Raw genomic sequence first — 7509 nt, forward strand, 5'->3', positions numbered from 1 at the left:
CCCTAAAAAGAACCATAAAAAATGCCAGCCCTTTGAAAAAAGTGGCTGGCATTTTTACAGCGTATTTTTACAATCAGCAGCCTTGTGACTGCGATGGATTCTTTAAACGCAGAACTTATTTGGCGGTAAAGGTTTTTACGCCATCAGGGGTGCCAACGAGTAACACATCCGCCCCGCGTTTGGCAAACAGACCGTTAGTCACTACACCGACTATCTCATTGATCTGACTTTCTAATTCTTTTGGATTAAGGATCTTAAGATTGTACACATCGAGGATCACGTTGCCGTTATCGGTCACAACGCCTTCACGGTACACAGGATCGCCGCCAAGTTTAACGAGTTGACGCGCCACATAAGAGCGTGCCATCGGAATGACTTCTACGGGTAGTGGAAATTCGCCTAGTATGTCGACTTGCTTAGTGTTATCCACGATACAGATAAACTTCTCAGCCACAGCCGCGACAATTTTCTCGCGAGTTAATGCCGCGCCGCCACCTTTAATCATATCCATGCGGTCGTTGATTTCATCGGCACCGTCCACATAGACAGATAAACGATCGACGCTGTTTAAGTCATAAACGGGAATACCCAGCGCTTTCATTTTCTGAGTTGATGCCTCAGAGCTAGAGACTGCGCCTTCGATATCGGCTTTCATGGTCGCCAGTGCATCGATAAAGTGATTCACAGTCGAACCCGTACCAACACCAACAATGCTGTCTTTTTCAACGTACTTAAGTGCGGCCCAACCGGCAGCTTTTTTCATTTCATCTTGAGTCATGTTGACATCCTGTAACGGCAAATGAGTAAAAAATTCTGGGCTTAGTATACTCTTTTCCGATAAATAATGTGGCGCAATTCCACCGTGGGTGTGATCTAGATTGCTGGCATTTTCACATTAGCAACCAGTCCCAATAACGTAAGTAACTTAAGCAGTTAAGTTGGAAAGCATTTCGCTATACGCCACTAATCTAACTAAGCTACTATGGCAAAAGCAGAATGATTTATTGAGGATTTAGCATGGCAGGAGCGAGTTTATTAACCTTACTCGACGATATCGCATCGATTTTGGATGACGTAGCGGTAATGAGTAAAGTAGCGGCAAAGAAAACCGCGGGTGTACTGGGGGATGATTTAGCCCTCAATGCCCAGCAAGTGACTGGCGTAAGCGCCGATCGTGAATTACCTGTAGTGTGGGCAGTGGCCAAGGGATCATTCCGTAATAAGTTGATTTTAGTGCCAGCAGCAATGCTTATCAGCGCTTTTATTCCCTGGGCTGTCACCCCTTTATTAATGTTTGGTGGACTGTTTTTATGCTACGAAGGGTTTGAAAAACTGCATCACAGCTATAGCCATAGAAAAGGCCAGCAACAACACGAAACCCAAGTAGAGAATGAGTTACCTGAGATTAAAGATTTCGCCGCCTACGAGGCCGAAAAAGTCAAAGGGGCGATTCGTACCGACTTTGTGTTATCGGCGGAAATTATTGCCATTACCCTTGGTATCGTGGCGGACAAATCCCTATCGACACAGTTTTTTACGTTAGCTGTCATTGGGATAGTCATGACCATAGGCGTGTATGGCTTAGTGGCGGCAATTGTGAAAATGGATGATGCGGGTTTGTACTTAAGCCAACGTGAAGGCGCCTCTGTATTAACTCAAATGAACCGTAAATTAGGTTTTGGTTTATTGAGTGCAGCTCCCGTATTAATGAAAAGTTTAACGATTATTGGCACGGCAGCCATGTTTATGGTGGGCGGTGGGATTTTAACTCATGGCCTACACCTGGTCGGCGAGCAAATCCACCATGCTGAACAAGCGGTTGCTGCCATAGGTGTTGTTGGACCTGTGTTTGCTGTGCTCACGCCAAGTATTCTTAATGGCTTATTTGGTGTCGTTGCTGGCGCTGTTGCACTTATTGCGATGACTGGAATACAGAAATTGCGTAGTTAACTAGCTGCGCGCATCAACCATCAAGGATGAGCACGATGAAGTTAATGAAGTACTGTGTCTCCCCGAGTAAGTTGGCTTGGTTACGTAAAGAGTTTGGCAAAGATGCCGATGGGTTAATGGCGGCAATGGATGCTGCTGGCACGGCTTATCTTGATAACCTCAATGCCTCGACTGAGTCGCTGAAAAGTGAGCGGGTATCGGCCGAGGCTGAAAATGCGATTAAAGCTAAAACTCAACTTCAAGCGCAGCGTCAGTGGGCATATTTGTGGCTGCAGCAACGTATCACTTTGACTACACGTATTGATGATATTGAACTTGCAGCGTTAGCCGCTTTTGAATTTCAACATGTCCGCATCGAGGTAGTTGAGCCGTCGGAGTTTAATACAGTATTAGCACTATTACAGGCTGAGCAAGTCTTAGGTTTTGATACTGAAACCCGTGCAAGCTTTGAGCGCGGCGTGCAACATCCCTTGAGTCTTATTCAAATCGCGACAGTGGATACCTGTTATTTATTTCAGCATGCCATTTTGGGCGAGCAATTCACCCAGTTAAAAGCCTTATTAGAAGATGAAACCATACTCAAAGTCGGGGTTGGTTTACGCAGTGATGCACATGCTCTCAGGCGACAATGGGGCATTAATGTCGCATCAACATTAGATTTAAATTGGGCACTGGCTCAACTTGGAGCGGAGAAGGAAATGGGGACGCGCCAGTTAGTTGCGGCGCTTTTGGGTGTTCGTATCGACAAACCTAAAAAAGTCACCTTATCGAATTGGCAGCTCGTGCCTTTATCCAGTGCGCAAATTCATTATGCCGCCGCCGATGCCTTGGCCGCACTCAAATGCTTCAACGCGCTAATCACTCAACTGACACCCTTTTATCATGCATCGAGTGCCGCAAAAGCCGCATTATTAATTCCTTCAAGTTTGATAATGCCATTGGCGAAATATTTTAAGGATGCAGAATGAAACACAAAACCCAAGATGCCGCAAAAGTTAAAATCATGCCATTACATTCGGATGCGAGCGCACAAGGCACCAGTACTTTAGGTTTGATTTACCGCGTACTTGGCATGTTGCTTCTGTTAAGTGTTATCACTTTTGGGATTAATGCTTGGGCATAGATAGCGGTATTGCCAGCAGTCGAAAATAAAGGAGAACACTATGTTAGATGCTATTTGTGAACTCGAAACAGAGGATCATTTAATTGCGAGAACGACTTATAGTGTTTTTAAGTTTCAACAATTACCCGATGAGGATATCGAGCGTTTGCGGCAATGGTTAATTTGCCCCGCCTGCGGTGGTAAAGCATATTTCCGTAAAGCCTCAAAAGACGGTAAAGCCGCTTGTTTTGGCTCGCGATATTACCAAGCCGATTGCATTGAATTTAAACCTTCGGCACAAAAGTCCCGTGAGGAGCAAGATGCCATTGAAGTGCAGCAACTGCTGGTGGACGCCGATGCTTTAATGATCGATTTTAGTCGTAAACCTCGTCGCCATACGCCTGTAAACAAAGCTTCGACTGCACAGGCATTAAGCAGCAAGACTGAGCCAACGCCTAAATTGTCCTTTATGCCTGAGTCATCGAAAGTGTCTATTGCATCGTCAATGGATGATCGGATACAAGAGTCGAAAACAGGCTACCAAGTTAACACCGCTGAACATACCACTGAAAAACGAGTGCCCAGCCAAGGGCTCGAAAAGTTACTCCACAGTTTATTGCGCGGTACAGATTTGGCGAAATCGGATCTCTGGGTATACACAGACGCTGAGCGAAAATACCGTTGGCGGGCGAAGAACCTGTTTGTCAATTTTGCCGATGCGGACCCAAGCGACAATAAACCCCACATGTATTGGGGCACGATATCCCACACTGACCCGACGATGAGTTGGCTTAACCCCGCCGACAGCAAAGATATCGGTATTCCTATCGATGGGATAAAGCAACCATTATTAGCGCAATTTGAAATAGAAGATAAACGCTGCTTTGAAGGTGCGGGTTTGATTTTATTTGGTAAATGTTTTTGGAATAAAGAAAAGACCCGCAAAATTATTCAGCTATGGAATAACGATTTGCAGCGGATTTTTATCTCAAAGTTGGAAGATTAATTGGCTTTGGGGAGAGAAACTAAAAAGAGGGGGAGAAAAGGGGCTATTCCCGACGCACAAAAGCGTTACAGCAAAAGTCCCTATCTATATCACGCAGATGAAAGCGCTTACTTGCCGCAGCACTTCTTGAATTTTTGACCGCTACCACAAACGCAAGGCTCGTTACGATTCGGTTTTTTCTCGAAAGTCGTGGTCTTAGGCTTATTTAATAAACCTTCTAATTCAACAATATCTTCAGCGACGTCGGCATTGACTTCGATATTGGCGAACAGTTGGTGTTCGGCAACAATCGCGGTAACTTCGAGTTTACGCGCTTCGTCGGCAACAATTAATTGTAATGGTAATGCTTCTGTACCCGGTTTAGCGGCACGCTTAGTGTTGTAGCCATAGCTTTCGTGCTTCGGCTTAGGGGTTTTACGACCCTTGAAGAAAAATTTGTCAGACATGAGTGGTTCCGTCGAGCTGTGTATGAAATTGACGATGCTTATACTATAAAACGCCGATTTTATAAATCGAACTCAGATCTTTTTTCGATAAATGCGCGTCTTTAACCCTTAAGCACCTCAAAATGGCCGAAACGGCACACTTATTCGACGTCATCAAACTGATTTGTTGTGGGATCATTTAGTCGAGTTACTATTAACCTATGGGCTCTAAACTAAGTATCTACTACGTCATATCGCTAATATGCGATGGCTTTTTAATCTCAGTGGCAGTTAAATCAACTGCAATAGCCTAACTTGTTTGAAAAACCTTCAGTTAATGAGTTTTGCCATAAAAAGTACTTTACCTTTGGAAGTGCTTTTAGCATAATGCCCCACGTCAACAGGGGTGTAGTTCCAATTGGTAGAACAGCGGTCTCCAAAACCGATGGTTGCGGGTTCGAGTCCTGCCACCCCTGCCAAATTCTAGAAGGCCTAGCAGAAATGCTAGGCCTTTGTCTTTTCTAGCTTTCCTAATGTTTTGTTTCATCAACTACCTGCCATATCCAGCTTCCTATACTTCTAATAATTTCTCTCGGTGACCAAACGGTGACCAAACGGTGACCATTGCTAGGTGTACTGGTCAACCCAAACTGGACACTTTTAGTTGAGAATTTTCAAACTCTACAGGTGACAGATCACCATTAGCAGAATGAAGTCGCTCCAAGTTGTAATATTTCATGTAAGCAGTCACATCTTGCTTCATAAACTCCCTTGTTGGTTGATTAACTTTAAAAATCCAATCGTGTTTTAAGCTGCCAAAGAATCGCTCAACAACGGCATTATCCCAACACGCTCCCACATCACCCATGCTGGCTCGGATACCATAGCTCAATAGCAGCCTACCGAATTGCTTACTGGTATATTGCGAGCCTCCCCCGGTCACTGTGAAATACCAGCCCTCTGGCCGGTTGGCGCAGGTTGTAGGCTTTTATTAATGCCTTAGATATCAAATCCGTGGTCATGCGTTTGTCTATGTGCCATCCCACAATCCGGCGTGAATATAAATCCATCACCACAGCTAAATACATCCAGCCCTCACCCGTCTTTAGTAGAGTAAGAGGCAGAGCGTAGTCGAACTATTTCTCTGCTTCTCCTCTCCGAACCGTACGTGCACCTTTCAGCGCATACGGCTCTCCGCTTAATTGTGGCTAACAGCCATGGCAACATCGCTATAGCGAGACGTGACAGTATTTCTAATTTCATCTCTGAGGTAGGGGTTTGCTTCTGGTGATCGCCATCTAAAGGGTAATTTAGGGCTACTCACTAATCTAAATAGTGACGCGCCACATAAATTTCCACGATTGCTTTTACCAAATAACACCCATGTCGTTGCCTGATTTGGTGTCGGACGTTTGATCCATTTCATCATTAACGATTTAATAGAACAACGATATTTCCTAGCCAACCACTTAGCGAGTTTCCAGAAAATAATACGATCAATTTTGCTGTAAACTTTCGCGGTGTAATCAGTATGTCGATAAAATTGTGCCCAACCCTTAAGTTTGCGATTGAGTTGTTCCACTTTGTCTATCTTGCTACAGCTATGATCCCCTGATAAAGCCTGACTCAATGAATGAGAAAATGCTTTGGCTTTACCGTTTGGAATACCAGACACCACTCGCATATTTCCCTTAGGTCCACGCTTTCGAATGATCCTATGTCCGAGAAATATAAAACCGTCATTCACATGTGTAATATGAGTTTTATCCATATTTAACGTGAGTTGCAGCTTACCTTCTAAGAAGTGTCGACATTGGTCCCGAATTGCCTCTGCTTGTTGTTTATTGCCTTTGACAATCACTAGAAAGTTATCAGCATAACGGCAATAAGCAACGGCAGGTTTCCATTGTCTGTTTTCCTCAACCGCAGGTTTTCGCTTGATTTTGATACTGTGGTTCCAGTACCAGCGGTCTTTACGGGCTTTCTTGCTCAAGTAACATTTATCCAAATATTGATCGAACTCATTAAGCATTATGTTTGACAATAACGGAGAAATTACACCACCTTGTGGTACGCCTTCGCTTGTTGCACAAAATAGGTTACGTTCAATGTGTCCAGCTTTAATGAAGCGCCAAAGCAAATCATTAAATCGACGGCAGTTGATCCGTTTACGAACACATTTCATCAATAATCGATGGTGAACTGTATCAAAATAGCTTGATAAGTCTCCTTCAATTATCCAGCGACCTCTGGGCTCATTGGATTCGGTCATTTGTAGTTTAACCGTGCGAATGGCGTGATGGACACTGCGCTCTGGTCTAAAGCCATAGGACAACGAATGAAAATCATTTTCCCATATCGGCTCCATTGCCATGAGCATGGCACGTTGAACTATTCTGTCCCTAAGCGTTGGTATACCTAAAGGACGTAGCTTTCCATTGGCCTTGGGGATATAGATCCGTCTAGCAGGCATCGGTTGATAGTTACCTGACAGCAGATTATTTCTGATCTCATCAAGATAACCAGCCAAATTAGCCTGTATATGAATCTTTGTTATTCCATCAACACCAGGCGTTTTAGCACCTTTTGAAGAAAGCGTTACTTCAGCCGCTTGGCGAAGCCAATGCGGGTGACTGATAAGGCGCAGCAGTCGATTAATACGACGCGTTTTATCGGTTGCTGTCCATGTTGCTAATTTACGTTGCTGTTCGCTGATTATCAAAGGTCTTCACCTCATTAAGGTCAGGTAATTTGCTTACGCAAATCAATTAAACTGTGTCCTGAAGGATCCCCTCATAAATCAGCCATAGCATAGCCATATTTGAGCAACTGATTGGCGAATAATACCCAGGCCGCCAGCAATTCTTTCTCCGTGATTTGATAATCAGGCCGCCTGAGTACCTCCAATCCCAAGCGAATCGTTGAGAGTACCGTTCGATGCCCAATGGTATTGGCCTGAAAATGCTTATCCCAGCCCTGTTGCTGTGCGTGTAAACCAACTAGCCACAACAGGCATTGAACCATCA

At 44.4% G+C, this 7509-nt stretch carries 7 protein-coding genes, 1 tRNA gene and 2 pseudogenes; 5 read left to right on the forward strand and 5 right to left on the reverse strand.

Going from position 1 to position 7509, the window contains the following annotated elements:
• Nucleotides 1-115: 115 nt before the first annotated feature.
• Complete coding sequence (gene rpiA, locus L5M18_RS13485; protein ID WP_028761507.1) at nt 116-778, reverse strand: ribose-5-phosphate isomerase RpiA; 663 nt, start codon at nt 776-778, stop codon at nt 116-118.
• 239 nt (nt 779-1017) lie between these two features.
• On the opposite strand from rpiA, the gene L5M18_RS13490 reads away from it, so the two are divergent.
• Genes L5M18_RS13490 through L5M18_RS13505 form a run of 4 tightly spaced genes read left to right on the forward strand, consistent with a single transcriptional unit; the run spans nt 1018 to nt 4058 of the window.
• Nucleotides 1018-1950 (forward strand): DUF808 domain-containing protein, encoded by a 933-nt coding sequence (locus L5M18_RS13490; protein WP_105251669.1) that lies wholly within the window; start codon nt 1018-1020, stop codon nt 1948-1950.
• Nucleotides 1951-1985: 35 nt separating this feature from the next.
• Nucleotides 1986-2918, forward strand: a complete 933-nt coding sequence (locus L5M18_RS13495; RefSeq protein ID WP_263197299.1) for a 3'-5' exonuclease — start codon at nt 1986-1988, stop codon at nt 2916-2918.
• Entirely contained in the window at nt 2915-3073 is a 159-nt protein-coding gene (locus L5M18_RS13500) for a hypothetical protein (protein ID WP_263197302.1), read from the forward strand. The genes L5M18_RS13495 and L5M18_RS13500 overlap by 4 nt, the downstream gene beginning before the upstream one ends.
• 40 nt (nt 3074-3113) lie before the next feature.
• Nucleotides 3114-4058, forward strand: coding sequence for a hypothetical protein (locus L5M18_RS13505; protein ID WP_263197304.1), 945 nt, complete (start codon nt 3114-3116; stop codon nt 4056-4058).
• Nucleotides 4059-4165: 107 nt separating this feature from the next.
• Here L5M18_RS13505 and L5M18_RS13510 read toward each other — a convergent pair whose 3' ends face one another.
• Nucleotides 4166-4504, reverse strand: coding sequence for a PBPRA1643 family SWIM/SEC-C metal-binding motif protein (locus L5M18_RS13510; RefSeq protein WP_263197305.1), 339 nt, complete (start codon nt 4502-4504; stop codon nt 4166-4168).
• 381 nt (nt 4505-4885) lie between these two features.
• On the opposite strand from L5M18_RS13510, the gene L5M18_RS13515 reads away from it, so the two are divergent.
• Nucleotides 4886-4962, forward strand: a tRNA-Trp gene (locus L5M18_RS13515).
• Between the two features lie 161 nt (nt 4963-5123).
• Here the strand turns inward: L5M18_RS13515 and L5M18_RS13520 are convergent.
• The 3 genes and pseudogenes from L5M18_RS13520 to L5M18_RS13530 form a co-directional block, all read right to left on the reverse strand.
• Nucleotides 5124-5601 (reverse strand): annotated as a pseudogene (locus L5M18_RS13520) (IS3-like element ISSba3 family transposase); the annotation flags it as partial.
• A gap of 80 nt (nt 5602-5681) precedes the next feature.
• Nucleotides 5682-7205, reverse strand: a complete 1524-nt coding sequence (gene ltrA, locus L5M18_RS13525) for a group II intron reverse transcriptase/maturase (RefSeq protein ID WP_263197307.1) — start codon at nt 7203-7205, stop codon at nt 5682-5684.
• 71 nt (nt 7206-7276) lie between these two features.
• Nucleotides 7277-7509 (reverse strand): annotated as a pseudogene (locus L5M18_RS13530) (IS4 family transposase); the annotation flags it as partial.

This window comes from Shewanella sp. SM20 (assembly GCF_025654545.1).
Lineage (GTDB): Bacteria > Pseudomonadota > Gammaproteobacteria > Enterobacterales > Shewanellaceae > Shewanella > Shewanella oncorhynchi.

Bases quoted from the DNA above. Each gene is read 5' to 3' on its own strand.
- L5M18_RS13505 (WP_263197304.1), top strand. From the start codon at position 3,114: ATGTTAGATGCTATTTGTGAACTCGAAACAGAGGATCATTTAATTGCG.
- L5M18_RS13495 (WP_263197299.1), top strand. From the start codon at position 1,986: ATGAAGTTAATGAAGTACTGTGTCTCCCCGAGTAAGTTGGCTTGGTTA.
- L5M18_RS13510 (WP_263197305.1), bottom strand. From the start codon at position 4,504: ATGTCTGACAAATTTTTCTTCAAGGGTCGTAAAACCCCTAAGCCGAAG.
- L5M18_RS13490 (WP_105251669.1), top strand. From the start codon at position 1,018: ATGGCAGGAGCGAGTTTATTAACCTTACTCGACGATATCGCATCGATT.
- L5M18_RS13500 (WP_263197302.1), top strand. From the start codon at position 2,915: ATGAAACACAAAACCCAAGATGCCGCAAAAGTTAAAATCATGCCATTA.
- rpiA (WP_028761507.1), bottom strand. From the start codon at position 778: ATGACTCAAGATGAAATGAAAAAAGCTGCCGGTTGGGCCGCACTTAAG.